Here is a 24,637-nt window from a genome sequence, read left to right on the forward strand (position 1 = left end):
GTGACCGCTAAGCGAGTCATGAGCTGTTTGTCCAGGTTATCCGTCGCCGTGCCGACCGCCGCCCCGCTCCCTAGACTGGCGCTATGGCCCGGCCGAACCAGGAGGTCGAGGCGCTGCTGCGGGAGTACGCCGACCTCATCGAGATCACCGGCGGCGACGCGTTCAAGGCACGCGCCTACGAGAAGGCCGCCCGCGCCATCGGCGCGCACCAGACCGACGTGTCCACGTTGGACCCCAAGGGGCTGCGCGACATCCCCAACGTCGGCAAGTCCATCGCCGACAAGGTCGCCGAGTACCTGAGCACCGGGCACCTGCCCGTCCTGGAGGAGGCGCGCACCCGGATCCCGGCCGGCGTCCGGGAGCTGATCGCCATCCCTACCCTGGGCCCGCGCAAGGCGATGACGCTCTACCAGGACCTGGAGATCGCCTCCCTCGACCAGCTGGTCGAGGCGATCGAGCAGGGCCGGCTGCGCGACCTGAAGGGCTTCGGACCCAAGACCGAGCAGAACCTCCTGCACGGCGTCGAGCTGCTCCGGCAGTCCGGCGGCCGGATCCAGCTGGACAAGGCCACGGAGATCGCCGAGGAGGCGGTCGCCGAGCTCTCCGGGGTCAGCGGCTGCCGCTCCTGCGTCTACGCCGGCTCGCTGCGCCGGATGAAGGAGACCATCGGCGACATCGACCTGCTGGCCTCCGCCGACGACTCCGGGCCGCTGATGGACGCGTTCACCCGACTGCCGCTGGCCGCGGAGACGATCCTGCACGGCGAGAAGAAGACGTCGATCCGGACCACGCAGGGCCTCCAGCTCGACCTCCGGGTGCTGCCGCCCGACGCCTGGGGCGCGGGACTGCAGTACTTCACCGGCTCCAAGGCGCACAACATCCGCACCCGCACGATCGCGGGGCGCGCCGGCCTGAAGCTGTCGGAGTACGGACTCTTCGACTCCGAGACCGGGCAGCGGCTGGCCGCCCGCACCGAGGAGGAGGTCTACGAGCGGCTCGGCCTGCCGTGGATCCCGCCGACCCTGCGGGAGGACCGCGGCGAGATCGCGGCAGCGCAGCGCGGCGAGCTGCCCGAACTGGTGACCGAGGCCGACATCAGGGGCGACCTGCACACCCACACCAACCTCACGGACGGCACGGCCCCGCTGGAGGAGATGCTCGACGCGGCGGCCCGGCGCGGCTACGCGTACTACGCGGTCACCGACCACGCGCCGAACCTCTTCATGCAGCGGATGACCGACGAGAAGGCGCTCGCCCAGCGGGAACGGGTGCGCGAGCTGGACGGCGAGTACGGGCGCGGGCGGCGCCGCATGCGGCTGCTGCACGGCACCGAGCTCAACATCGACCCCGAGGGGAACGTGGACTGGCCGGAGGAGTTCCTGCGGGGCTTCGACGTGTGCGTCGCGTCGATCCACTCGCACTTCGGCCTCGACCGCGCCGCCCAGACCCGCCGGCTGATCCGGGCCTGCGAGAACCCGTGCGTCAACGTGATCGGCCACCCGACCACCCGGCGCGTCGGGCGCCGCGCCGGGATCGACGCGGACTTCGACGAGGTGTACCGGGCGTGCGCCCGCACCGGGACCGCGCTGGAGATCAACTCGCACCCCGACCGGCTCGACCTGGCCGACGAGCGGATCCTGCGGGCCCGCGACTTCGGCGTGCGGTTCTCCATCGACAGCGACGCGCACTCGCCGGGCCACCTGGCGCACCTGCGCTTCGGCGTGGGCACGGCCCAGCGCGGCTGGCTCACCCGCGACGACGTCATCAACACCTGGCCGCTGACCCGCCTCCGGGCCTTCCTCAGGAAGAAGTGAGCGCCCCCTGCCGGGGACTTTGCCGGGGCGCTGCTGGCCCGCCGCAGTGAGGTCTGTCCGGCGCCGGTGCGGCCCGGGGCGAGGGCCGCAGCCGGTGCCCGCGTGGTGGGGCACAGAGGGACCGGGCCGGCCAGCCGCGGGTTGGCGGCGGTTGCCGTGGCACTCCGAGGCCGCAGTGCCTGGGGAGGCTCGGCGGTCGGGGGCAGACGGGTGTGGAACCAGGTGCGGGCCACTTCGGGGACCTCGGGCGATGTGCCCGGGGTCGGGGCGTCGTCGGCGGTGCGGACGGTGCGGACGTGGTCGCCGTCGGCGGCGGCCGGGGTGAGCCGGCCGGCCGGGGCTCGTCGCCGCCGTTCGTCCCAGGGAAGGGGCTCAGCGGGCCCTGGTCAGGTGGGTGTGGAACCAGGTGCGGGCCACCTCGGCGACCTCGGAGAGCGCGCCCGGCTCCTCGAAGAGGTGCGTCGCCCCCGGGATCTCGACGAGGTCGCTCGGGCCGGCCAGCTGGGCCTGCGCCGCGCGGTTGAGGTCGAGCACCGCCTCGTCGTGGCCGCCCACCACCAGCAGCGTCGGGACGGTCACGTCGCGCAGCCGCTCGCCGGCCAGGTCGGGGCGGCCGCCCCGGCTGACCACCGCCGACACCGGAACGGCCCCGGGCTCCGCCGCGGCCCACAGCGCCGCCGCGGCGCCGGTGCTCGCGCCGAAGTAGCCGACCGGCAGGCCCGTCGCCCCGCCGCCCTCGCCGGTCAGCCAGCGCGCGGCCGCGGTCAGCCGCCGGGCCAGCAGGCCGACGTCGAAGACGTTGCCCCGGTCCAGCTCCTCCTGCGGCGTCAGCAGGTCGAACAGCAGCGTGCCGAGGCCGGCGTCGTTCAGCGCGTCGGCCACGAAGCGGTTGCGCGGGCTGTGCCGGCTGCTGCCACTGCCGTGCGCGAACACCACCACCCCGGTCGCGCCCGCCGGCACGGTGAGCTCGCCGCTCAGCCGCACCTCGCCGCCGTCCACGGGGACGCCGATCTCGCCGCCGCGCGACTGGTCGAGGAGGGCCACCACCTCCTCGTCCGTGGTCTGCTCGAACTCCCGGTAGAACTGCCCCACCGCGTAGAACTCCGCCGGCGTCTCCGGGCAGACCAGCTCGTCCGCGTCGTCGCCCACCCGGTCGGCCCAGTCCGCGGGCGCCACGGGAACGGCCAGCACCACCCGCCCGGCGCCGCGCGCCCGGGCGGACCGGCAGGCCGCGCGCGCCGTGGCCGCCGTGGCGATGCCGTCGTCCACCACCACCGCCGTCCGGCCGCGCACCGTGACCCGGCCGCGCCGGCCCCGGTAGGCCTCGGCGCGTCGCTCCAGCTCGGCCCGTTCCACCGCCTCGACCCTGGCCACGTCCCGCTCGTCGATCCGGGCCGAGCTCAGCACCTGCTCGTTGATGACCCGGGTGCCGTCCTCGCCGATCGCCCCCATGGCCAGCTCCGGCTGGTACGGCACGCCCAGCTTGCGCACCACGCTCACGTCGAGCGGGGCGTCCAGCGCCCTGGCCACCTGGGTGGCCACCGGGACGCCGCCGCGCGGCAGGCCGAGCACCACCAGCTCCCGCCCCCGCAGGCCCATCAGCTCCCTGGCCAGCCGCCGCCCGGCCTCCGAGCGGTCGGCATAGGAGACCGCCATGGGATCACCCTCTTCCCGCGTCGTCCGCGTTCCTCGCTGCCGTGTCCCTCCCGGGTTCCCCGGATCTCTCGATTCCATCGAACCGCGACCCGGCCGGACCCGCACGCCGCGCGGGTCGACCGGGCCGGAGGGCCGGGAGGGGCGGCCGGCGGGTCAGCCGCGCTCGGCGAGCAGCCGGCAGACCCGCTCCACGGCGAAGCCGTACCCCTGGATGCCGCAGCCGGCGATCACCGCGTCCGCGACGCCCGAGACGTACGAGTGGTGGCGGAACGCCTCGCGCCGGTGGATGTTGGAGATGTGCACCTCGACGACGGGCAGCGCGTCGCAGGTGGCGAGGGCGTCGAGCAGCGCGACGGAGGTGTGCGAGTACGCCGCCGGGTTGATCACGATGCCGGCGTGCCGCTCGCGCGCCTCGTGGATCCAGTCGACGAGCTCACCCTCGTGGTTGCTCTGTCGCGCGTCCACCGTGGCGCCGTGCCGGGCGGCGACCTCGGCGCACAGCTTCTCGACGTCGGCCAGCGTGTCGGTGCCGTACACCTCCGGCTGGCGCCGGCCCAGCAGGTTGAGGTTCGGCCCGTTCAGGAGCATCAGGGCGGGCGGCGCGGAGGGCTGCGGTGTCGGCACGCCCCCAGCATAGGCGCGCCCGCCACCGCCGGACGCGGTGGCGGGCGCGGGGCCCCGACGTGAGGCCGGCACGGCTCCCGGAGCGGGCCGCGCCGGGGGCCGGCGGGGGCGGGGCGAGGGTCAGAGCCGCACCAGGGCCTGGACCGGGATGTGGTCGGAGGGGTAGCGGCCGTCCACCCGGAACGGGTTGATCGCGGCCTTCAGCACGGTCACCCCGCCGTTGGCCAGCACCCAGTCGATCCGGGTGCCGCCCTCGACCGGGTCGCCGTAGTTGGGGAACGTGCCCCAGGCCGGCGTCACCTGCTGCTCGGCGGCGTCCCAGGCGTCCACGAGGCCGCCCTCGGTGACCAGGATCCGGTAGGACTCGGAGTCGCCCGCCGGGGTGTTGAAGTCTCCGGTCACCACGACCGGAAGGCCGGGGTCGAACTCCGCGATCCGGTCCCGCACCAACGCCGCGCTGCGCTGCCGGGAGTTCTCCGACTGGTGGTCGAAGTGCGTGTTGAGGTGCACGAACTCGCGGTTCGTGCGGCGGTCCCGGAAGCGCACCCAGGTCACCATCCGCACCACGGTGTTGCCCCAGGACGCGGAGCCGATGACGGAGGGCGTGTCCGACAGCCAGAAGTGGTCGTAGTCCAGCGGCTCCACCCGGCGGGCGTCGAAGTACACCGCCATGAACTCGCCGCGCCCGCCGCCCTCCCGGCCCAGGCCGATCCACTCGAAGTACGGCGGCAGATCGTCGGAGACCTGCTTGACCTGCTGGTACAGCGCCTCCTGCACGCCCAGCACGGTCGGCCGCTCCGTGGCGAGGAACTCCGCGAGCACCGGCCGCCGGTCGGTCCAGGAGTCCGGCGTGCCCGGCTCGGCCCGGGCGTCGTACCTGATGTTGAAGGAGACCACGTGCAGCCGGTCGCCGCTTGCCTCACCGATCACGGCCCGCTGGCGGCGCTCGGTCGCGCCCGCCGTGCCGGCTCCCACCACGCCCGAGACCCCGGCCATCCCGGCGACGCCCGCGGCCCCGGCCACGCCGAGCACCTCACGCCGTGACACACCCATCGCTGTCTCCCTTGTTCGCGTTCGCTCGTTCGACGAGGACTGTCCGCCCCGACCGTGTTGTCCCGCCGGACCGCGGATGGCCCGCGCCCAAACGGAAATCGAAATGCGCGAGGTTTTCCACCCCCGCGGCGGTCGTTATGTGTTCGTGACAACCGGAGGGCCGCCTGCGGGATCGACGCGGTGAACCATCCGACAGGAAGTGAGCCGCGCCGTGAGCACCGAGGCAGAGCACCCGAGCCGCACCCCCCACCGCACCCCGCGTCGTGACCCGCGCCGCCGGAGTCTGCTCGCCCTCGGGGCCGCCGCTCTCCTCGGAACCGCCGCCTGCGGCAACTCCCGGCTCCGCACGCAGCTACCGGTGTCCCCGCCGTCGGACCCGCCCACCGATCTACCGCCGGGGAACGACCCCTCGCCCGGCCCGGGCGGCGACCCCGAGCCCAGCCTGGAGCATCCGCGGCTGATCGGCGACGGGTCCACCGCGGACACCGGACCGCAGCCGCACCAGCCGGAGGCCCGCCGGCTGGCCAGGGGTGAGCGGCCGCCGCAGTTCGTGGTCGCCTCCTGGGACGGCGCGGCCGCGCTGGACGACGGCCTCTTCGAGCGGTTCCGCGCCCTGGCGACCGAACTCGACGCCTCCATGACCTTCTTCCTGTCCGGCCTCTACCTGCTGCCGGAGGGCCTCCGCGACCGCTACCTGCCGCCCGGCAACCCGCAGGGTGCCTCGGCCATCGGCTACCTGACCGACGCGCACATCCGGGAGACGCTGGAGCAGCTCCGCGCCGCCTGGCTGGAGGGCCACGAGATAGGCACCCACTTCAACGGCCACTTCTGCGACGGCGCCGGCTCGGTGGCCAACTGGTCGCCCGAGGACTGGCGGTCCGAGATCGACCAGGCCATCGCCTTCGTCCGCGAATGGCGCGGCAACACCGGCTTCGACGACCTCGACCCGCTGCCGTTCGACTACACGAAGGAACTGGTCGGCGGCCGCACGCCCTGTCTGCTCGGCCAGGAGAACCTGCTGCCCGTCGCCGCCGACCTCGGCTGGCGCTACGACGCGAGCTCGCCCGGCGGCTACCAGCGCTGGCCGGTCCGGCTGGACGCCGGCGACGGCCGCACCCTGTGGGACTTCCCGCTCCAGACCGTGCCGTTCCCCGGCCACGACTTCGAGGTGCTGACCATGGACTACAGCATGCTGGCCAACCAGTCGGGCGGCACCGACGGGGACCCGGCGGCGTACCCGACGTGGCAGGAGGAGACCCGCGGGGCGTTCATGGCCGGCTTCGAACGCGCCTACACCACCAACCGCGCGCCGCTGTTCCTCGGCAACCACTTCGAGCAGTGGAACGGCGGCATCTACATGGACGCGGTGGAGGAGTCGCTGCGCGAGATGGCGACCTACGACGACGTCCGCTTCGTTTCGTTCCGGCAGCTCTGCGACTGGCTGGAGGCGCAGGACCCGCAGGTGGTCACGAACCTCCAGAACCTGGAGGTCGGCGAGACACCGAGCTCAGGATGGGAGATGGTGGTGGTGGCCTAGACCGGTTCTGAGGGGGATCGTGATGAGCGGCGACGACGCCGAGGCACTCTTCGAGGACTTCTATCCACGGCTGGCCGGTTGGTGCCGGGGCCTGGTGGACAGTGACGCGACCGCTCACGACATCGCCTCCGAGGCGTTCACCCGCCTGTGGTCCAGATGGTCCACGGTGCAGCGCCCGGAGTCCTACCTGTTCGGGGTCGCCGCCAACCTGGTGAAGAAGCACTGGCGCGGCCTCGAGCGCGAGCGGCGTGCCACCCGGCGGCTGGGTGCCGGCTACCGGGAGCACGCACCAGCCGCCGACCAGGGCCTGGAGGTGCGTTCCCTGGTCGAGGCACTGCCCGACCGGCTGCGGGTGCCGGTCCTGCTCTACTACTACGCCGGTCTGCCGGTGGACGAGATAGCGTCCGCGCTGCGTCGTCGCCCCGGCACCGTCAAGAGCGATCTCCACAAGGCCAGAGAGCGCCTGCGGATCGCGTTGAGGGGACTCCATGAAATCACCACGTGACGGCCGCGACGAGCCGTCCGAGATCACCGAGGCGTTCGGGCCGCCGGCGGACACCCGCCTGGAACCGACGCCCGGCACGTTCCAGGCACTGCGCGGCCGGGCCACCGCCCGGCGCCGCCGCCGGGTGGCCGTGGTCGCGGCCAGCGTCGTGGTCTGCCTGGCCGGATCCACGATGGCGGTGCTCAGCCTGACACCGTCCGACGACAACACCACCGGCCCGGCGCCGCTCGCCAGCGACGAGCGTGACGTCAGCGCCGACCCCGACCCCGACACCGAGCGGAGCGAACCGCCGACGGACGAGCCGACCGGGGAGGCGAGTGAGGACCCGGCGCCGGACCCGGATCCCTCGAACCAGTCGCCGCCCCAGGAGTCGGACGACCCGGACCCGGTCGAGAGCGCGCCGGAGACGTGCGACGTCTCGCAGCTCGAACTCACCGACGGGCCCGCCAACTCGGGCGCCGGCTCCGTGTACTTCTCGCTGCGGTTCACCAACACCAGCGACGTCGCCTGCACCATGACCGGCTATCCCGGGGTCTCCCTGCTGGCCGAGGACGGGTCCGAACAGGTCGGCAGCGCCGCGACGCGCTCCGACCAGGGCGGCGACCCCGAGCAGGTGCTGCTCGAACCGGGCGCCATGGCCCAGTCCGACGTGCGCCTCACCCGGGCGGAGAACTACCCGACGGAGGACTGCGACCCGGTGGACACCAGCGGGCTGCTGGTCTACCCGCCGGACGAGACCGAATCCCTCTTCATCTCCTACAACGGCATCCTCGGCTGCGCGGACAGGGACGTCACGCTGCTCGAGGTCCAGGTCGTCCACGAGCCCTGACCCAACCCCGGTCAGGTCCTCACGGACGCGGCGCCCGCCGTCGGTCCGGTGCCAGAGCGGCTCCGGCGGCAGGCGCCGTTCCTCTGCTCCTGCGGGGCTCCGTTGCTCCGGTTCTCCCTTTCGCTGTGCCGCTGGTTCGGCGGCGTCCGGGGCTCAGCCGAGGGTGCGCCGGCGGGCCAGCGCCCAGCCGGCCGCCGCGGCCAGCGCGGCGGCGGCGTAGCCGAACAGCACGGCGGGCCCCGCCGCGCCCGCGAGCGCCCCGCCGGCGGCGTACCCGGCCGCGGCGCCGAGCAGTTGGGCGCAGATCAGCAGCGCGTACGCCTGGGTGAGCACGTGCCGCGCGACCACCACGTCGAGCAGCGCGGAGCCGATCAGACCGACCGGCGCCGCGCACACGCCGGACACGAACAGCGCCACGCCGAACGCGGGCAGGCTGCCCGCGCAGGCCGCGGCCAGCAGCGCCGCGCAGGCGGCCGCGACGAGCGACGTCGGCAGGTCCCGGCCCCGCGGCGCCGGCCACAGCGCGCCGAAGGCGACGCCGCCGGCCAGCGTGCCCACGGCGCTGACCGACAGCAGCACCCCGCCCCAGGCCGGCGCGCCCGCCTCCAGCGCCACGGCCGGCACGCCGACGCCGATCAGCCCGGCGGCCAGGCCGCCGACCAGACTGCCGACCGCCAGGGTGCGGACCCCGCGCCCGCCGGGTCGGGAGGCCGGCGCCTCGTTCGGCGCCGCCTCGCCCGGCGGGTGTCCGTGGGCCGACCCGGCCGTGGCGAACAGCAGCCCGGAGCCGGTGGCCAGCAGCCCCGACACCAGCACCGCGGCGCGCGGTCCTGCCACCACCCACAGGCCGGAGACCAACGCGGGGCCGAGCAGGAAGCCGAGTTGGAAGAGCGCGCCGAGCAGCGCGTAGGCGGCTGGTCGGAGCGCGGGGTCGGCGACCAGTTCACGCAGCAGCACCCGGGTGCCCGCGGTGGTGGCCGGCAGGCTGAAGCCCGCCAGCAGGGCCAGCACGACCGGCAGCCAGGCCGGCACCCCCGTGGGCAGCGCCGCGCCCACCAGCAGCAACAGCAGGCCGCAGACCGCACCGGCCACCCCCGGCACGAGCTTCGCCCGGGTCGGGGTGAGACGGTCCATGAGCCGGCCCTGGGCCGGGAGCCCGAGCGCGTTGCCCACGCCGAACGCGCCGGTGACCGCGCCCGCGACGGCGAGCGAGCCGGTGAGGTGGCGGCCGAGGAACAGCAGCGCCAGGTCGAGCATCCCGATCGCGGCGGCGCCGGCGAGCACGGACGCCAGCGGCCCGGCCACGCCGGGGACGCGGAGCACGGAGCGGTAGCGCGCGAACGAACGGGGTGCGAGGTCCGACGCGGGGTCGGAAACGGGCCCGGACGTGGAGCCGGGTACGGGATCGGACGTGGAGCCGGACGAGGGGTGCTGGAGCACGGCATGCCTCCGAGACAGCCCACCCACCCGGGAGCCGTACTCCCCGTGATCTCAATCTACAACGGGGAAGCCGCGCACGACCCGGTCGCAGCGGGCCAGGGACGGTCGCACCAACTCGGCGTTCGGCGCGTCGTTGGAGTCCACCCAGGCGCGGGCCGCCGCGGGGGTTCGGCCGGTCGCGGTGTGCCGCTCCATCAGCCGGGCGTCCCGCAGCCCGTCCGGCGCGTCCACGTACCAGAGCTCGGCCATCAGCGCGCGGGCCTCGCGCCAGCCGGGGGCGTCGCAGGCCAGGTAGTTGCCCTCGGTGATGATCAACCGGGTGGCCGGCGGCACCCGGTGGCGGGCGGCGATCGGCTCGTCGAGCATGCGGTCGAAGTCGGGCACGTACACCTCGCGGGCGCCCTCGTCGTGCAGCCGGCGCAGCAGCGCCTCGTAGCCCCAGACGTCGAACGACGGCGCCGAGCCCTTGCGGTCCCGCAGGCCCAGCCGGTCGAGTTGGGCGTTGGAGAGGTGGAACCCGTCCAGCGGCACGTACGCCGCGAGGCCGCCGAGCCGGGCGACCAGCGCCCGGGCCAGCGTCGACTTGCCGGCGGCCGGCGCGCCGGCCAGCCCGAGCACCGCGCGCACTCCCGGATCGGCCGGCACCAGCCGCCGCGCGTCCTCGGCCAACCGCGCCAGTTCGCTGCTCACGCCCCCATCATCCCCCGCGACCCACGCCGTTCCGCGGCAGCCCTTCCGTGTGGTGATTGTGGGAAAACGCCGCATCGCTCCGGCCCCGGTTGATAGGACGGGCACCGTTCCGCCGTCGAGGGAGGGGAAGGGCCCGTGCTCGCTGGGCAGCTGGTCGCCCGCCGGTACCTGCTGGACCGGCAGTTGGGCACCGGGGGGAGGGGGGTGGTGTGGCTGGCCACCGACCGGAGGCTGAAACGGCCGGTGGCGCTCAAACGCGCCCATGTGGACGGCGACCTCACCCGGCGGACCCAGCGCCGGATGCGCGAGGAGGCCAGGAACGCCGCCCGGGTGCCGCACCCGCACGTCATCACCCTGATGGACGTCGCCTTCGACAGGGAGCGGCGGAAGGGCGGGTCCGAGGTCACCTGCTGGCTGGTGATGGAGTACCTGGAGGCCCACACCCTGGCGCAACTGCTCGACGAACACGGACCGTTGTCCGCGCGGCGGGCGGTGCACATCGCCACCCAGCTCGCCAGCGCGCTGGAGGCGCTGCACGGCAGGGGACTGGTGCACGGCGACATCAAGCCCGGGAACGTGCTGGTCGCGGCCGGGGACGCGGTGAAGGTCATCGACTTCGGCACCGCCCGGATCGAGGGCGAGGAGGTGACCCGGACCGAGACCGGCGTGGTCGACGGCACGCCCGCGTACATGGCGCCCGAGACGGCCTGGGGCGGGCGGCCGTCCCGCGCCGCCGACGTCTTCAGCCTCGGCGCCACGCTGTACGCGGCGCTGGTCGGCACCTCGCCGTACGGGACGGGCGAGACGCCCCAGGCCCTGATGTGGGCGGCCCGCGGCTATCGGCAACCGCCGTCCGAATGCGAACGGCTGCCGGTGCCCGGCCTGGCGGGACTGCTCGATCCCGACCCGGATCGCCGGCCCACGGTGGCCGAGGCCCGGTTGCTGCTGCTCGGCGAGGGGCCGGCGACCGGGGTGGGGACCGGGACGGGGACCGGGACGGAGACAGGGACGGAGACGGGGACGCGTTGGGAGACGCGGGAACCGCCCGCCCCCCGCCCGGACCCGGACGCGGGCGCGGACGTGCCGGAGGCCGACCGGGCCCCGCGGCCAGTCGCGGCCGGTGGCGCCCCGGGCACGGCATCGGGTGGTGCGTCCGGTGGTGCGTCCGGCGGCGCCGGACGAGGCACCCGCGCGGGGCCGTGGTGGCGCCGGCCGCCCGCCGTGGCGACCGGCGTCGGCCTGGCGGTGGCCGCCGTGGTCCTCCCCACGGTCTTCGGCTTCCCCTTCGAGTTCCCCCCGCCCGACGACGTGGGACCGCCCGACTCCGTCGTCGGCGAGCCCACCGCCGCCGATCCCTGTTCGCTGATCGATCCCGCCCCGCTGGGCGAGTTCGGCCCCGCCGAACTGGACCGCGACTACGGAAACTTCGACCGCTGCGACGTGGTGGTCGAGCTGCCCGACGGCACCGAGGTCGACGTGATGCTGGACATCAACAACACCCCGGCGCCCGAGGAACTCCTGGCGGCGGAGCCGGACGGCTGGGTGGGTGTGCTGCCGGAGCCGGGCGACGAGCACCAGTGCGGGCGCAATCTGCTGCTGGCCGACGGGTACTGGATCTGGATCGCCGCGAAGTACTGGGACGACCATCCCGTGGACCTGTGCGCCATGGCCGACGCCGCCACCGAGCACGCCGTCGGCGTGCTGAACGAGGGCACGGGCGAGATCGCCCGGCGGACCGGGGCCTTTCCGGAGAACTCCCTGGCCTGGCGGAACGCCTGCCACCTGATCAGCCAGGAGGCGTTCACCCGGGTGGTGCCCGGCCTCGACCCCACCGATCCGGAGGCGGGCTTCGGCGACTGGCAGTGCGAATGGGGCGGCGGCGCCGGCGACTACTTCGTCGACCTGCGCTTCGACCGACCGTCCTTCCTCGGCCCCGACGACGGCCAGCCCACCCAACTGGCCGGCTACACGGGCGCCCTGCTGCCCGAGGGCGAGGGTGACGACAGCTGCCTGGCGCAGCTGGAGTACCGCCCCTACGTGGACACGGACGGCGGGGAGGCGATGGAGTCGGTGCGGCTGACGGTGTGGGGTTCGGAGCCGGTCGACGAGCTGTGCCAGGTGGCGCGCGACCTGCTCAGCGCCGCCGCCGGCGAGCTCCCCCTCCCCTGATCCCCCTCCCCTGATCCGCGGCCCCTCCCGCGACCGCGCCCGCCGGAAACCGGGACCGTCCCCCAGCCCGGGAGGCTGGGAGGTGCCCCCAACCGGGAGGCGCGGGCCGCCGAAAACCGGGACCGGTCCCGGGCGGGCGCGGGACCATGACGGCACGGGGGCGAAGAGGTCCCGGGGGTACCAGAGAACGGGAGGCGTCCGGATGCCTACGAGGCCGACGAATGGCGGAGATCACGGGCTTCCGCCGGGGCAGGCGAGTCTGGCGTTCGGTGTGCCCGACTCACCGCCCGGGACCATCTTCGTGCGGTCGCTCGCCGGCGGCTTCCGGCTTCGACCGGGCGACGGCCGGGAGATCCTGTTCGGCCGGAACCGGCCGGACGTGCACGTCTGCGTCGGCGAGGACGACGCCAGGGTGAGCCGCCAGCAGGGCATGCTGACGCACCGGCAGAGCCGCTGGTGGCTGGCGAACACCGGGCGCTCGCCGATCCGGATGCCGGGATCGCTGATGCTGTTCACCAGCGAGGAGCCGGTGCCGCTTGCCGACGGCTACACCCCGCTCTTCGTGCGCGGCTCCGCCGGCCGGGAGCACGTGCTCGAACTGTACGTGGCGGGTGCGGGGGAGGGCCCGAGGCCGCCGCGGCCCGACGATCCCACCCGGCCGCCCCGGACCTGGTGGCTCAGGCCGAAGGAGCGGCTCGCGCTGATCGTGCTGGGCCAGCGGTACCTGCTGCACGAGGCGTCGCCGCAGCCGCTGACGTGGCACCAGGCCGCGGCGCAGCTCGACGCGTTGCAGCCGGGCGCCGGTTGGGGACCGCGGAAGGTCGCGAACCGGGTCGCCGCGGTCCGCGAGCGGCTGTCCCGGGCCGGCGTCGCCGGCCTGACCGAGGCCGAGGTGGGCCAGCCGGTCGGCAACGCGCTCAACCACAACCTCCTGACCGAGCTGCTGGTCTCCACCACCCTGGTGCCGCCGGACCTGGCCGAGCTGGACGCCCGGCCCGACTGACGTGGACCGGCCGGCACCCGATCGATTCTGGCTGGGAATCGGCCACCGCACGGGATCCGCGAACCGTTCACCCGTTCCCGTGAGCCTCACGCGGTGGCCGCTCCGGTACCCCAGAACCTTCACACGCTGTTCTCGTACTGCTGGCCCGAGCCCGGCCACTGACCACCCGCGCCGAGGCGTTCGACGTGCGAGGAGAAGTCGGCCGCGATCTGCTGTGCCTCCTCGCCGGTGGACTGCCCCGTGATGTTCACCGCGACCGTGAGCACGCCGCTGACCGGCGCCTTCGGCGACAGCCGCACCGGCGTGCAGGTGAAGGTGAAGACCTGCGCCGAGGGGGCGTCGTAGGAGGCGATCCGCGCCTCGGAGAGGGTCGCCGACTGACCGGTGCGGAAGGCGCGGTCCATGGTCGTGAAGACCCCGACCGAGTCCAGCCCCGGCAGCACCCGCCGCCCCGGGCTGAGCTGTTGCACCCGCCCGAACGCCGCGCCCTGCTTGGCGTTGGCGTAGCGCAGCAGGTGCTCGGGCCCCTGGGTGAGCATGATCGGGAACGGCGCCCCGTCGAAGATCGCGAACATCTCCTGCTGCTGCGTCAGCAGGCTGTCGCGTAGCTGGAACTCCGACAGCAGCGTCTGCGCGAGGCTCTGCACGCCCTCCACGTGCTGGGTGCCCCACTGACGGGGCCGGACGTCGGCGACGCACACCGTGCCGAGGATCATGCCGGTGTGGTCGACCAGCGGCGTGCCCAGGTAGGCGCGCACCCCCATCTCGTTGACCAGCGGATTGCCCTTGAACCTCGGGTAGTCGAAGACGTCGTCCAGGGCCAGCGGGGATCCCTGGGCGACGACGTGCGGGCAGAAGCCGTAGTCGCTGGGCGCCTCGCGGGGGAGGTCGGGCATGTCGCTGAGGTCGAAGGCGATGCTCCGGTCCGCACCGGGCTCGCCATCGTCGGGATCGGTCGGCGGCGAGTACATCCCGCGGAACATCTGCCGCTCGTCGTTGATGAAGTTGACCATGGCGAGGGGGGCCTGGGCGAGGGTGCCCGCGAGACGCGCGACGCGGTCGAACTTGGCCTCTGGCTCGGGTTCGTTCAGGCCAAGTACCTGCAGCCGGCGCCGGCGCTGCTCACCCTCGCTCCGGGCTTGATCGGGTGTCAGGGGGTCCATGGTCGAACATGAAACCAGAACTGAATCCTTGTGCGCCGCCCCAGACTGAACTTCGGCCCTGTCTGGTCACAAGCTCATCGGCACCGTTGCCCCGCTGGCGGGGGACTCGGCCCGTGCGGTCGGCATATGCCCAACCCATGAGCTTGTCCAACTTCGTTGGCTCTCAATCACCAAGCGATCACTTCCCGTCATTCCTTGAAAGAACAACAAGCAGATGCGCTCAGTCGTACGACAATGACATGCCGTGGGCTTGTCGTCATCACCAACGTGCGTACTGCCACCCAGGTGCCCGGCCGCGTTCGACCGCGCGGACGACCCGTGCCTGGGGCATCCTGCGACCGTGCTCCCGCCGAGGTCGGCGCGGGTTCGATCGCGTTCTCGCCGTTTCGTCACCCTCAGGACTATGAACTATCTCACATTGACGCGTGGGTTGGTCCGTTCGAAACCATCACCGGAGAGGGTTCTGGCCGGTTGGCTCTCCCTGACCCCCGGGTCGCGACGGGTGGTCGGAAAAGTCCGCATCGGCGAGGCGCGTGGCCGACGGCCGTTCGGCGGCCCGGCCCCGGACCGGGTGAGACGCCCGCCCGGGTGTCGCTGACCAGGACCTGGTTCAGCATCATCCAATCCAGCTCGTGGCGGCTTCGTGCTGTCCGCGTTCGGGCGCGGGCCGCGCCCGGCCGGCGCCGACGCCGCCACCGGCACCATCGCACGACGTCAGGGAACTTCGAAGGAGAGAACTGGTGAAGAGGTCGACAGCGGATGTCGAAGCCCGCTCGGTAGCCGTGATCGGCATGGCCTGCCGGTTCCCCGGCGCCTCCGGGCCGGACCAGCTGTGGCAGCTGCTGTGCGACGGCGTCGACGCCACGAGCGAGACGCCGCAGGATCGGTACGACGTGGACGCGCTGTACGCCACGGACGCGGCGCCCGGCACGATCGGCAGCCGCCGGGCCGGCTACGTGGACGGCGTGGCCGAGTTCGACGCGGAGTTCTTCGGCCTGTCCACCGCGGAGGCGGTGGAACTCGACCCGCAGCAACGGCTCCTGCTGATGACGTCCTGGGAGGCGCTGGAGGACGCGGGCCAGTGCCCGGAGGCGCTGGCCGGCAGCCGGACCGGCGTCTTCGTCGGCAACGCCCGCGCCGACTACCTGGAGGGCCAGTTCCGGAAGGGCCTGGAGTCGGTGTCGCCGGGGTACTACCACAACTTCCGCTCCATGATCCCGGCCCGGCTGTCGTACGTTTTCGACTTCCGCGGCCCCAGCGTGCTGGTGGACACCGCGTGCTCGTCCTCGCTGGTCGCGGTCCACTCGGCGGTGCAGAGCCTGCGGGCGGGGGAGAGCCCGCTGGCGCTGGCCGCCGGGGTCAGCCTCGCCTTCCGCCCCGACGAGGGCGTGATGATGACGCAGGCCGGGACGATCGCCGGGGACGGCAGGAGCAAGTTCGGCGACGCGAACGCCGACGGCTTCGCGCCCAGCGACGGCGTCGGCGTCGTCGTGCTGAAGCGGCTGTCCGACGCGATAGCCGACGGCGACCGGATCCGCGCCGTCATCCAGGGCAGCGCGGTCAGCAACGACGGCCGCAGCGGCGGTTCGCTGCTCAACCCCTCGGTGGCCGGCCAGACCGAGGTGCTCAGGTGGGCCTACGAGGACGCCGCGGTCACCCCGGCGGAGGTCGACTTCGTGGAGGCGCACGGCTCCGGCTCGCCCAACCTCGACCAGGCGGAGTTCCACGCGCTCGGCGAGGTGCTCGGCGAGGGTCGGCCGGCGGGCGACCGGGCCCTCGTCGGCTCGATCAAGACCAACATCGGGCACGCGGAGGCGGCCGGCGGCATGGCCGGCCTGATCAAGACCGTGCTGTGCCTGGAGCACGGCCAGGTGCCGCCGAGCCTCAACCTCACCGAGCCCTCCCCGTCCGTGCCCTGGGAGCGGCTGCCGTTGACCATCCCGCTGAGCCTCCAGCCGCTGCGCCCCCACGGCCGACACGCCGTCGCCGGGGTCAACGGGCAGGGCGCGTCCTGCCTCAACGCGCATCTGGTGGTCCGGCAGGCCGAACCGCGGCCGGCCGACCACGCCGAGACCCGGTGGTACGGACCGAGCGCCGAGGCCTACGTGCTGGTCCTCTCGGCCCGTTCGCCCGAGGCGCTCGACGAGTTGGCCCGGTCCTACGCCGCCTACCTCGGGCCCGACGGGGCCGGCTCGGCGTACTCGCTGCGCGACATCTGCTTCAGCGCCGCGACGCGCCGGCAGCACCACCCGTACCGGATGGCGGTGGTGGCCACCTCGCACCAGGAGATGGTGGCCGCGCTCGGCGATCCGCGGTGGGCGGCGACCCTCTCGCCGCTCGGCGACGAGCCCGCGGCCCTTCCCGCCGCGCTCGCGGAACGCTACCGTCAGGGCCACCCGGTGGACTGGGGGGCCGTTTTCGGCCCCGACAGCCGCTACGTTCCGCTGCCCGGATACCCGTGGCAGACCCGGCGTTACTGGCCGGGCGAGCGCACGGACGAGGCGTCGGACGGCGACCTGGCCACCGCGGTGCTGCGCGAGCACGCGCGCAGCTCGTACTCGGATTACTCGGATAGTTCCCTACTGTCGGAGATGGGCATCGACTCGCTGGCCAGGCTGCAGATCATCCTCAAGCTCGCCGGTGAACACGGCTACGACGTCGAGGCCGAGGAGTTGGCCGAGCTCCGCACCGTGGGTGAGTTCCGTAAATGGCTCCATGTGCTGGAGGCACAGGCCGCATGACCACCGGACCGCAGACGCTGTACGACTGGTTCGCCGGGTCCGCCGACCGGCACGGCGACCAGCCGGCCCTCGAGGTCGGGGAGGAGCGGCTGACGTACCGTCAGCTACGGGACCTCGCCGAGACGCTCGCGGCCCGGCTGGTCGCCGCCAACGGTGGCGCGCCGCCGCGTCGGGTGGGGCTGATGGCCGGGCGTTCGGTCGCCGCCTACGCCGGCTACCTGGCGGTGCTGCGGACCGGCGCCGCGGTGGTGCCGCTGAACCCGGAGTTCCCGGCGACGCGCAACGCGGCCATGGCCGCCGCCGCCGACCTGGAGCTGGTGCTGTCCGACGCCGGGGAGGCCGCGCCCGAGCTGGGCGTGCGGCATCTGGCGGTGGAGGCGGCCGAGTTGGCCGCCGCCGGACCGCCGTCCTTGCCGGCGCCGCCCTGCCCCGCCGGCCCCGACGACATCGCGTACGTCATCTTCACCTCGGGCTCGACCGGCTCCCCGAAGGGCGTGCCGATCCTGCACCGGAACGCCTGCGCCTATCTGCGGCACATCGTGCCCCGGTACCAGGCCGGGCCCGGCAGCCGGCTGTCGCAGTCCTTCGACCTGACCTTCGACGGCTCGCTGTACGACCTGTTCGTGGCCTGGCTCTCCGGCGGCACGCTGGTGGTGCCGATGCGCAGCCAGCTGATGTCGCCGGTGAAGTTCGTCAACGCGCACCGGCTCACGCACTGGTTCTCGGTGCCGTCGCTGGTCTCGTTCGCCGCGCGCCTCGGCACCCTGCGGCCCGGCGTGATGCCCACCCTGCGGTGGAGCGTCTTCGGCGGCGAGCCGCTGACCGTGGAACTGGCCGAGGCGTGGCGGGCCGCCGCGCCCGAAAGCGAGCTGGAGATCCTCTACGGCCCGACCGAACTGACCGTCTCCTGCACCGAGTACCGGCTGCCCCGCGACCCGGCCGACTGGCCGCGCCCGGCCAACGGGACGGTGCCGATCGGCACCTGCTACCCCACCCTGGAGTGCGTGGTGCTGGGCGAGGACGGCAGACCGGCGGCCGACGGCGAGCTCTGCGTGCGCGGCCCCCAACGCTTCCCCGGCTATCTGGTGCCCGCGAACAACGCGGGCCGCTTCCTCTCTCTCGACGCGAACGGCACGGCGCGCCCGTACACCGGGGCGGAGCCGTTGACCGAACGGCACTGGTACCGCACCGGCGACCGGGTGGTGGTGCAGGACGGCCAGTTCGTCCACATGGGCCGGGTGGACCACCAGGTCAAGATCCGCGGCTACCGGATCGAACTGGGCGAGATCGAGGCGCTGCTCCGGGAGCAGGACGGCGTCCGCGACGCCGTGGTGCTTGCCGTGGACGGCCGGGACGGGGAGAAGGACCTGGAAGCCGCGGTCAGCGGCAACGGCTGCGACACCGAGCCGATGTACACCGCGCTGAGCTCGCGGCTGCCGTCGTACATGGTGCCGCGCCGGATCACCGTCTTCGACCAACTGCCCCTCAACGCCAACGGAAAGATCGACCGCCGCGCCCTGGCAGGCGCGCTGCGGAGCACCCGCGAGTGACCCCCCAGCAACGACTGACTCCCGGAAGCCCTCTCTCCGACTGTCTGTGAGGCTCGCACATGTTCGATGCCATCGTGGTGGGCGCGCGGTGCGCCGGCTCGCCCACGGCCATGCTGCTCGCCCGCGCCGGGTACCGGGTGTTGCTGCTCGACCGGGCGGAGTTCCCCTCCGACACGCTGTCCACCCACCTCGTCCACCAGCCGGGCGTCGCGGCGCTGGCCCGCTGGGGGCTGCTCGACCGGCTCCGGGTCACCGGCTGTCCGCCGCTGGACCGGGCGGTGTACGAGGTGGCCGACGTCCGGCTCGAGGGGTGCAGTCGGGGCGTGGCCGGCCAGCGCGCGGCGTACGCGCCGCGCCGCCACGTGCTCGACGCGATGCTGGTGGACGCCGCGGTCGCGTCCGGGGTGGAGTTCCGCCCCCGCTGCTCCGTCACCGGCCTGCTGCGCGACGAGTCCGGACGGGTCGTCGGGGTGGAGGGCGTGCACCAGGGGCACCGGTTCGTCGAGCGGGCCCGGCTGGTGGTCGGCGCGGACGGCATGCGCTCCCGGGTCGCCGCGCTGTGCGGCGCCCCGTTCACCACCAGCACCGCTCCGCTGACCTGTGCCTACTACGCGTACTGGGAGGACGTGCCGGCGGTCTTCGAGCTGTACGAGCGGCCCGGCAGCTGGGTGGCGGCGGTGGCCACCCACGGCGGCGCGACGCTGGTGCTCGCCTACTTCCCGCAGAGCCGGTTCGACGAGGTGCGCACCGACGCGTACGGCGCCTATCTGGAGCAGATCCGCACCACCGCCCCCGGCCTGTACGAGCGGATGTCCGGCCGTGGCCGCCGGGTGGAGCGGCTGCGCGGCACCGGCGACCAGCAGAACTTCTTCCGGCAGGCGTCGGGACCCGGCTGGGCGCTGGTCGGGGACGCCGGGCACCACAAGGACTCCATCACCGCGCGCGGCATCAGTGACGCCTTCTTCCAGGCCGAGTCCCTGGTGCGGCACGTCGGCGCGGGACTGGGGGATCCGGGTTGGCTGGACGACGCGCTGCGCCGGTACGCGGAGGACCGGGACGCCGCGCTGACCGAGGGGTACCAGGCAACCCTCTCGGTGGCCCGGTTGGAGACGCACGAGCAGCGCCTTTCGCTGCTGCGCGCGGTGGGCCGGGACGCCGAGCTGACGGCGACCTACTTCGATCTGGTCGCCGGCATCGAGAGCCCGAAGGCCCTGTACACCCCACGACTGATGGCGCTGCTGTGATCGAAGACTTTCGGGAGAAGCCAGGGAGTGATCAGGGTGTCAAGATCATCGCCCTCAAACGATCGAACTGCGGCATGACCTGGTACGGTGCACCGGTCGGTTGACCGTTGCTGACGCTGCATCCGAACCCGTCGCAACTCCTCCCCACGGGGACAACCGGACGACCGGCCACAGTCCCCATCCCGTCTTTGCGCATCCCTATCGCTATCGTCGTTCCGCAGCAGTTCGAGGAATCAGATGTCAGGCATACGCGACCGACACAACAGAGTGCCCAGGGCGTTTCGCAAGTCTCTTCGACTCTCCCTGGCCCTGCCGGTGCTCATCGCCGCGCTCGCCCTCACCGGACTGTGGGGGTACGTGGCGAGCGGCCTCGCCAGGGAAGGGCTCCAGCTGCGCGACGACGCGAGCCTCGCCGAGTCCGTGGGGGATCCGGCCCACACGATGGTCGCGCGGCTCCAGGACGAGCGCCGCCTCACCGCCGCCTGGCAGGCCCGCCCGACCGAGACCACGCGCGACGCGCTCAACACCGCGCGCAGCGCCACCGACACGGCCGTCGAGGAGTTCCGCGCCACCGGCGGCGGCCTGGACGCCGCGCGGTCCGCGGTCCGCGACCGGGCCGGCACCCTGGAGACCTCCCTGACGGCGCTGACCGGTAGCCGCGGCGCGATCGACGGGGGAGCGGCCACCAACATCGAGGCGTTCCGCTCGTTCACCACGACCGTCGGCAACGGCATCGCCCTCATCGAGGCCGCCAGCCGCGTCGACGACTGGCGGCTGACCGCCGCCGCCACGGCCACCGCCGACCTGATGCGGATCGCCGAGATGCTCTCCCGCGAGGACGCGTTGCAGGCCAGCGTGCCGTCGGGCGAGGACCCGTCCGCGGCCGTCCGGGAGGAGTTCGCCCAGGCCCTGGCGCTGCAGCGGGAGAGCCGCCTCTCGCTCAACCCCCTCGACCTGCCCGACCCGCAGGCCGAGGTGTTCTCCAGCCTCACCGGCAGCCCTCGCTGGGACGCGCTCGTCGCCGCCGAGGATCCGGAGGCCTCCGGCACCGTCGCGCTGCCCCCGGCCGAAGGCGAGTGGCGCGAGGCCGTCGACGTCGTCGACGGCGAACTGCGCCAGCTGAGCACCGACTCGCTCGCCAGCATGGCCACGGACGGCGACGACCGCGGCATGCGGCTGCTGCTCGTCGCGGCGGTCGGCACCTTCCTCGCGGCCCTGGTCCTGGCCCTCGCGATCCTGCTCGCCTGGCGCTCCATCAGGTCCGTCGTCGGCCGGCTGAACGAGCTGCGCGCCAGCGCCAGGGAACAGGCCGACACCGCCCTGCCGCAGATGCTCGAACAGCTGGGTCGGGAGCAGCGGGTCGACCCCACGCCCCAGGCACGCGACCGCGACTACGGCGGCGACGAGGTGGGCCAGCTCGCCGACACCATGGACGAGCAGTGGCGGCTCGTGGTCGACACCATCGTCCAGCAGGCCCGCGGCAGGGAGGGCACCGAGACGGTCTTCCTCGGCCTCGCCCGCCGCACCCAGATCCTGATCAACCGGATGATTCCGAAGATCGACAAGCTGGAGCGCGAGCACCAGGACTCCCGGCTGCTGAAGGAGATCTTCGGCGTCGACCACCTGGCCACCCGCGTCCGGCGGCACACCGAGAACCTCCTCATCCTCGGCGGCGCCCTGCCGGCCCGCCGCTGGGGCAAGCCGGTGCCGATCTACGAGGTGATGCGGAGCGCGATCTCCGAGACCGAGGACTACAGCCGGGTGGACGCGCTGCCCGCACCCAAGGTCTCGCTGGTCGGCCGCGCCGTCGCGGACGTCGTCCACCTGCTCGCCGAACTCATCGAGAACGGCACCTCCTTCTCCCCGCCCAAGACCAAGGTCTCGGTCAGCGCCGAGGTGGTCGCCCGCGGCCGGTTGGCGCTGGAGGTCGTGGACCGCGGCCTCGGCATGTCGGAGGAGGAGTACGAGCGGGTCAACACGCTGCTCGCCGACCCGCCCAAGCTGGACATGATGACCCTGGGCGAGGCTCCGCGCCTCGGCCTCTTCGTGGTCGCCCGGCTGGCGAAGCGGCACGGCCTGGAGGTCTCGCTGCGCCGGTCGCCGTACGGCGGCACCCTCGCCGTGGTGCTGCTGCCCAGCGAACTGCTGGAGGAGGCCAAGTCGCTGCTGTCCGGCATCATGGCGGACGCCGCGCAGAACGAGGCGAAGCCGAACGGCGACGCGCGGCGGGCGCGCCCGGTCGACGAGGTCGGGAAGCACCCGGTCGAGGACCGGGAGGAGCCGGAGGCCGACGAGGCGCTGCCGATCCGGACCCGGGACAACACCGGGGTCCCGGGCGACGAGTGGGAGCTCCCGCTGTCGGCGCCGGCGCCGGCGCCGGAGCCCGCGCCGCTGCCGATCCCCGCCCCCGCGACCAGCGGCGGCCTGATGGACGCGCCGATCGGTGGCGGCCTGGTCGACGCGCCGGCCGGTGGTGGCCCGGTGGAAGAACCGGCCTTCACGCACATCGAGTACGACCACAGCGGATACCCCGCGTATGGAGGTGCCGGCCTCTTGCCCAGCACGTTCGGCACGCCCGGCACCCCCCCGGAGGACCCCTCCCAGCCGATGGCGCGCACCCACCCACCGGTGGACCGTGTCGAACACGTCGAACACCGGGACCCGATGGGCCACATGGACCGCTACTCCCAGTTGGAGGCCCAGCGGGAACAGACGGCCCACCGGGAGCCGACGGGACTGCCCGAGCCGTCGACGACGGGACTGCCGGTCCGGACCGCCGCGTCGGGACACGCGGCCGTCGACCAGCCGGCCTCCTCGGGTCACCCGACCGGCGACCCGGCCCCACGGGACCGCACGGCCGGCACCGAGCGCTTCACCCCAGGAGATGACGAGCCGCCACGCGAGTCCCTCCAGACGTCGGGCTCTCTCCGGCTGCCCATCCGGGTGAGGGGAGAGAGCCTCGCAGAGCCGCTGCGCATGGGGACGCCGCCGTCCGGTGACCCGGAGAACGACCCCGGCGCCAGGCGTTCCCCCGACCGGGCCGGCGCCACCATGGCCGCCATCCAGTCAGGCAACAAGCGCGCCCGCGCCGCGAAGCCCGCACAGCCTACCGGCGGACCTGACTCCCAGGCGGGGACGCCTGGACACGTCCCCGAAGCGGAAGGACCTGCGAGGAAGGATCAGTGATGACTGACCAGACCCATGCCAGTAGCCATCTCAATTGGCTCCTCGACAACCTGGTGGCCGGCGTCCCGGAGACCCACCACGCGATCGTGCTCTCCCAGGACGGTCTGCCGCTCGCTCGCTCCGCCGGACTCAACCAGGACGACGCCGAGCACCTGTCGGCCGTCGCGTCCGGACTCCAGAGCCTCTCCCGTGGTGCCGCGCTCCGCTTCCAGGGCGGGCACGTGCGCCAGACCGTCATCGAGATGGACAACGCCTTCCTCTTCGTGACCAACGCCGGCCAGCGCGCCCAACTGGCCGTGCTCGCCTCCGACAAGGTGGACGCCGGCATGGCGGCCTACGAGATGACCCGCATCGTTCAACAGGTCGGCGAGTACCTCAGCGCCGCACCGCGTTCTGGCATTCCGACCGGTCGGCACGGTCAGACTCCGTGACGGCTTCGGGAAGCTCGTCGTCCTACTTCGACGAGGGGGCCGGATATCTTGTCCGGCCCTACGCCATCACCGGGGGGCGTACCCATCCGGACGGATCCGACTTCACCCTGATCACACTGGTGGTGACGAGCGCTTCCGCCCTCTCCCGCGACCGGCAGGCAGAGCAGCCGGAATTAACTGCGATCCTCGATCTGTGCTGGGAGCGCCCCTTGGCGGTCGTGGAGATCGCCGCGCGTCTCGACCTGCCGGCGAGCGTCGTGAAAGTGCTCTGCGGAGACCTGCTCGACAAATCGATGATCTCGGTCAAGGCCCCGAGCCAGGAGGCGGGCGCCCCGAGTGTGGAACTACTTGAGAGGGTTATCCATGGTATCCGCAAGCTATGACCGGTTGAGAGGTGACGATTCGCCCGTCGTCATGCCGACGGCGCTCAAGATTCTGGTCGCCGGCGGTTTCGGGGTGGGCAAGACCACCATGATCGGCTCGCTGAGCGAGGTCCCTCCGCTGGAGACGGAGGAGTACATGACGGAAGCCAGTATCGGCATCGACGACCTCGCCAGCACGCCGGAGAAGTCCACCACCACGGTCGCCATGGACTTCGGTCGGATCACCCTGGACCCGCAGCACGTGCTCTACCTCTTCGGCACGCCGGGGCAGGAGCGCTTCTGGTTCATGTGGGACGATCTCGCGCTCGGGTCGCTGGGCGCCGTGGTGCTCACCGACCCGCGCCGCCTGGCCGACAGCTTCGCCTCGGTGGACTTCTTCGAGCAGCGGCACATCCCGTTCGCCATCGGGGTCAACTGCTTCTACGGGCGCCGGGACTGTACCGCCGAGGAGATCAGCACGGCGATGAACCTGCGCTCGCCGGCGCCGGTCATCATGTGCGACGTCCGCCAGCGCCACTCCAGCAAGACCGTGCTCCTGGCCCTGCTGGAGTCGGCGAAGGCGCTGGCGGTGCGCTGACCGGAGGACGACGGGCGGGCGGGACGGTACCGGGGACGGCGC

At 73.2% G+C, this 24,637-nt stretch carries 19 protein-coding genes; 13 read left to right on the forward strand and 6 right to left on the reverse strand.

All coding sequences use genetic code 11. From position 1 onward, the window contains the following. The first annotated feature begins 83 nt into the window (after positions 1-83). Entirely contained in the window at positions 84-1,814 is a 1,731-nt protein-coding gene (gene polX / locus ABGB06_RS01500; protein ID WP_347584738.1) for a DNA polymerase/3'-5' exonuclease PolX, read from the forward strand. Positions 1,815-2,186: 372 nt separating this feature from the next. Here the strand turns inward: polX and ABGB06_RS01505 are convergent, their stop codons facing one another. The 3 genes from ABGB06_RS01505 to ABGB06_RS01515 all read right to left on the reverse strand — a co-directional run bounded on the left by ABGB06_RS01505 (position 2,187) and on the right by ABGB06_RS01515 (position 5,147). Next, on the reverse strand, positions 2,187-3,470 hold the full coding sequence (locus ABGB06_RS01505; protein WP_347584739.1) for a phosphoribosyltransferase family protein: 1,284 nt from the start codon (positions 3,468-3,470) through the stop codon (positions 2,187-2,189). Positions 3,471-3,623: 153 nt separating this feature from the next. Further along, entirely contained in the window at positions 3,624-4,058 is a 435-nt protein-coding gene (gene aroQ / locus ABGB06_RS01510) for a type II 3-dehydroquinate dehydratase (RefSeq protein ID WP_347585409.1), read from the reverse strand. Positions 4,059-4,214: 156 nt separating this feature from the next. Beyond that, the gene (locus tag ABGB06_RS01515) at positions 4,215-5,147 is read right to left on the reverse strand and encodes an endonuclease/exonuclease/phosphatase family protein (protein ID WP_347584740.1); all 933 of its coding nucleotides are present in this window, start codon (positions 5,145-5,147) and stop codon (positions 4,215-4,217) included. Positions 5,148-5,358: 211 nt separating this feature from the next. Between ABGB06_RS01515 and ABGB06_RS01520 the strand changes: the two genes are divergently transcribed. The 3 genes from ABGB06_RS01520 to ABGB06_RS01530 are packed head-to-tail and all read left to right on the forward strand — an operon-like array spanning position 5,359 to position 8,018. Continuing rightward, entirely contained in the window at positions 5,359-6,684 is a 1,326-nt protein-coding gene (locus tag ABGB06_RS01520) for a hypothetical protein (RefSeq protein WP_347584742.1), read from the forward strand. Between the two features lie 22 nt (positions 6,685-6,706). Further along, on the forward strand, positions 6,707-7,189 hold the full coding sequence (locus tag ABGB06_RS01525) for an RNA polymerase sigma factor (protein ID WP_347584743.1): 483 nt from the start codon (positions 6,707-6,709) through the stop codon (positions 7,187-7,189). Beyond that, positions 7,173-8,018, forward strand: a complete 846-nt coding sequence (locus ABGB06_RS01530) for a DUF4232 domain-containing protein (protein WP_347584744.1) — start codon at positions 7,173-7,175, stop codon at positions 8,016-8,018. Before ABGB06_RS01525 ends, ABGB06_RS01530 begins: the two co-directional genes overlap by 17 nt. A gap of 153 nt (positions 8,019-8,171) precedes the next feature. On the opposite strand, the gene ABGB06_RS01535 is transcribed toward ABGB06_RS01530, so the two are convergent. Continuing rightward, positions 8,172-9,458: an MFS transporter gene (locus tag ABGB06_RS01535; RefSeq protein ID WP_347584745.1), complete on the reverse strand. Its 1,287-nt coding sequence runs from the start codon at positions 9,456-9,458 to the stop codon at positions 8,172-8,174. 51 nt (positions 9,459-9,509) lie between these two features. Further along, a complete protein-coding gene (locus tag ABGB06_RS01540) occupies positions 9,510-10,148 on the reverse strand; it encodes a nucleoside/nucleotide kinase family protein (protein WP_347584746.1) in 639 nt (212 codons plus the stop codon). A gap of 135 nt (positions 10,149-10,283) precedes the next feature. Between ABGB06_RS01540 and ABGB06_RS01545 the strand changes: the two genes are divergently transcribed. Both ABGB06_RS01545 and ABGB06_RS01550 read left to right on the forward strand, forming a co-directional pair. Beyond that, positions 10,284-12,317 carry a serine/threonine-protein kinase gene (locus ABGB06_RS01545; RefSeq protein WP_347584747.1) on the forward strand — a complete coding sequence of 678 codons (2,034 nt, stop codon included), beginning with the start codon at positions 10,284-10,286 and terminating at the stop codon, positions 12,315-12,317. Positions 12,318-12,588: 271 nt separating this feature from the next. Continuing rightward, a complete protein-coding gene (locus tag ABGB06_RS01550; RefSeq protein ID WP_347584748.1) occupies positions 12,589-13,320 on the forward strand; it encodes an FHA domain-containing protein in 732 nt (243 codons plus the stop codon). Positions 13,321-13,439: 119 nt separating this feature from the next. On the opposite strand, the gene ABGB06_RS01555 is transcribed toward ABGB06_RS01550, so the two are convergent. Beyond that, a complete protein-coding gene (locus ABGB06_RS01555; RefSeq protein WP_347584749.1) occupies positions 13,440-14,483 on the reverse strand; it encodes a GAF domain-containing protein in 1,044 nt (347 codons plus the stop codon). Between the two features lie 740 nt (positions 14,484-15,223). On the opposite strand from ABGB06_RS01555, the gene ABGB06_RS01560 reads away from it, so the two are divergent. The 7 genes from ABGB06_RS01560 (at position 15,224) to ABGB06_RS01590 (ending at position 24,595) form a co-directional block, all read left to right on the forward strand. Further along, entirely contained in the window at positions 15,224-17,224 is a 2,001-nt protein-coding gene (locus ABGB06_RS01560; protein WP_347584750.1) for a beta-ketoacyl synthase N-terminal-like domain-containing protein, read from the forward strand. Next, positions 17,221-18,774, forward strand: a complete 1,554-nt coding sequence (locus ABGB06_RS01565) for an amino acid adenylation domain-containing protein (protein WP_347584751.1) — start codon at positions 17,221-17,223, stop codon at positions 18,772-18,774. The genes ABGB06_RS01560 and ABGB06_RS01565 overlap by 4 nt, the downstream gene beginning before the upstream one ends. A 59-nt stretch (positions 18,775-18,833) precedes the next feature. Then, positions 18,834-20,018 (forward strand): NAD(P)/FAD-dependent oxidoreductase, encoded by a 1,185-nt coding sequence (locus tag ABGB06_RS01570; protein WP_347584752.1) that lies wholly within the window; start codon positions 18,834-18,836, stop codon positions 20,016-20,018. 237 nt (positions 20,019-20,255) lie between these two features. Then, positions 20,256-23,204: a nitrate- and nitrite sensing domain-containing protein gene (locus tag ABGB06_RS01575; RefSeq protein ID WP_347584753.1), complete on the forward strand. Its 2,949-nt coding sequence runs from the start codon at positions 20,256-20,258 to the stop codon at positions 23,202-23,204. Next, positions 23,204-23,635, forward strand: a complete 432-nt coding sequence (locus tag ABGB06_RS01580) for a roadblock/LC7 domain-containing protein (RefSeq protein ID WP_347584754.1) — start codon at positions 23,204-23,206, stop codon at positions 23,633-23,635. Before ABGB06_RS01575 ends, ABGB06_RS01580 begins: the two co-directional genes overlap by 1 nt. Next, on the forward strand, positions 23,632-24,018 hold the full coding sequence (locus tag ABGB06_RS01585) for a DUF742 domain-containing protein (protein ID WP_347584755.1): 387 nt from the start codon (positions 23,632-23,634) through the stop codon (positions 24,016-24,018). Before ABGB06_RS01580 ends, ABGB06_RS01585 begins: the two co-directional genes overlap by 4 nt. A gap of 31 nt (positions 24,019-24,049) precedes the next feature. Next, the gene (locus ABGB06_RS01590) at positions 24,050-24,595 is read left to right on the forward strand and encodes an ATP/GTP-binding protein (protein WP_347584756.1); all 546 of its coding nucleotides are present in this window, start codon (positions 24,050-24,052) and stop codon (positions 24,593-24,595) included. Positions 24,596-24,637: the final 42 nt, after the last annotated feature.

Source organism: Streptomyces sp. B6B3 (assembly GCF_039871525.1).
Classification (GTDB): domain Bacteria; phylum Actinomycetota; class Actinomycetes; order Streptomycetales; family Streptomycetaceae; genus Streptomyces.

Coding starts and splice junctions, on each gene's coding strand:
- ABGB06_RS01555 (WP_347584749.1), bottom strand. CDS start 14,483: ATGGACCCCCTGACACCCGATCAAGCCCGGAGCGAGGGTGAGCAGCGC.
- ABGB06_RS01525 (WP_347584743.1), top strand. CDS start 6,707: ATGAGCGGCGACGACGCCGAGGCACTCTTCGAGGACTTCTATCCACGG.
- ABGB06_RS01575 (WP_347584753.1), top strand. CDS start 20,256: ATGTCAGGCATACGCGACCGACACAACAGAGTGCCCAGGGCGTTTCGC.
- ABGB06_RS01505 (WP_347584739.1), bottom strand. CDS start 3,470: ATGGCGGTCTCCTATGCCGACCGCTCGGAGGCCGGGCGGCGGCTGGCC.
- ABGB06_RS01570 (WP_347584752.1), top strand. CDS start 18,834: ATGTTCGATGCCATCGTGGTGGGCGCGCGGTGCGCCGGCTCGCCCACG.
- aroQ (WP_347585409.1), bottom strand. CDS start 4,058: ATGCTCCTGAACGGGCCGAACCTCAACCTGCTGGGCCGGCGCCAGCCG.
- ABGB06_RS01565 (WP_347584751.1), top strand. CDS start 17,221: ATGACCACCGGACCGCAGACGCTGTACGACTGGTTCGCCGGGTCCGCC.
- polX (WP_347584738.1), top strand. CDS start 84: ATGGCCCGGCCGAACCAGGAGGTCGAGGCGCTGCTGCGGGAGTACGCC.
- ABGB06_RS01515 (WP_347584740.1), bottom strand. CDS start 5,147: ATGGGTGTGTCACGGCGTGAGGTGCTCGGCGTGGCCGGGGCCGCGGGC.
- ABGB06_RS01530 (WP_347584744.1), top strand. CDS start 7,173: ATGAAATCACCACGTGACGGCCGCGACGAGCCGTCCGAGATCACCGAG.
- ABGB06_RS01580 (WP_347584754.1), top strand. CDS start 23,204: ATGACTGACCAGACCCATGCCAGTAGCCATCTCAATTGGCTCCTCGAC.
- ABGB06_RS01590 (WP_347584756.1), top strand. CDS start 24,050: ATGCCGACGGCGCTCAAGATTCTGGTCGCCGGCGGTTTCGGGGTGGGC.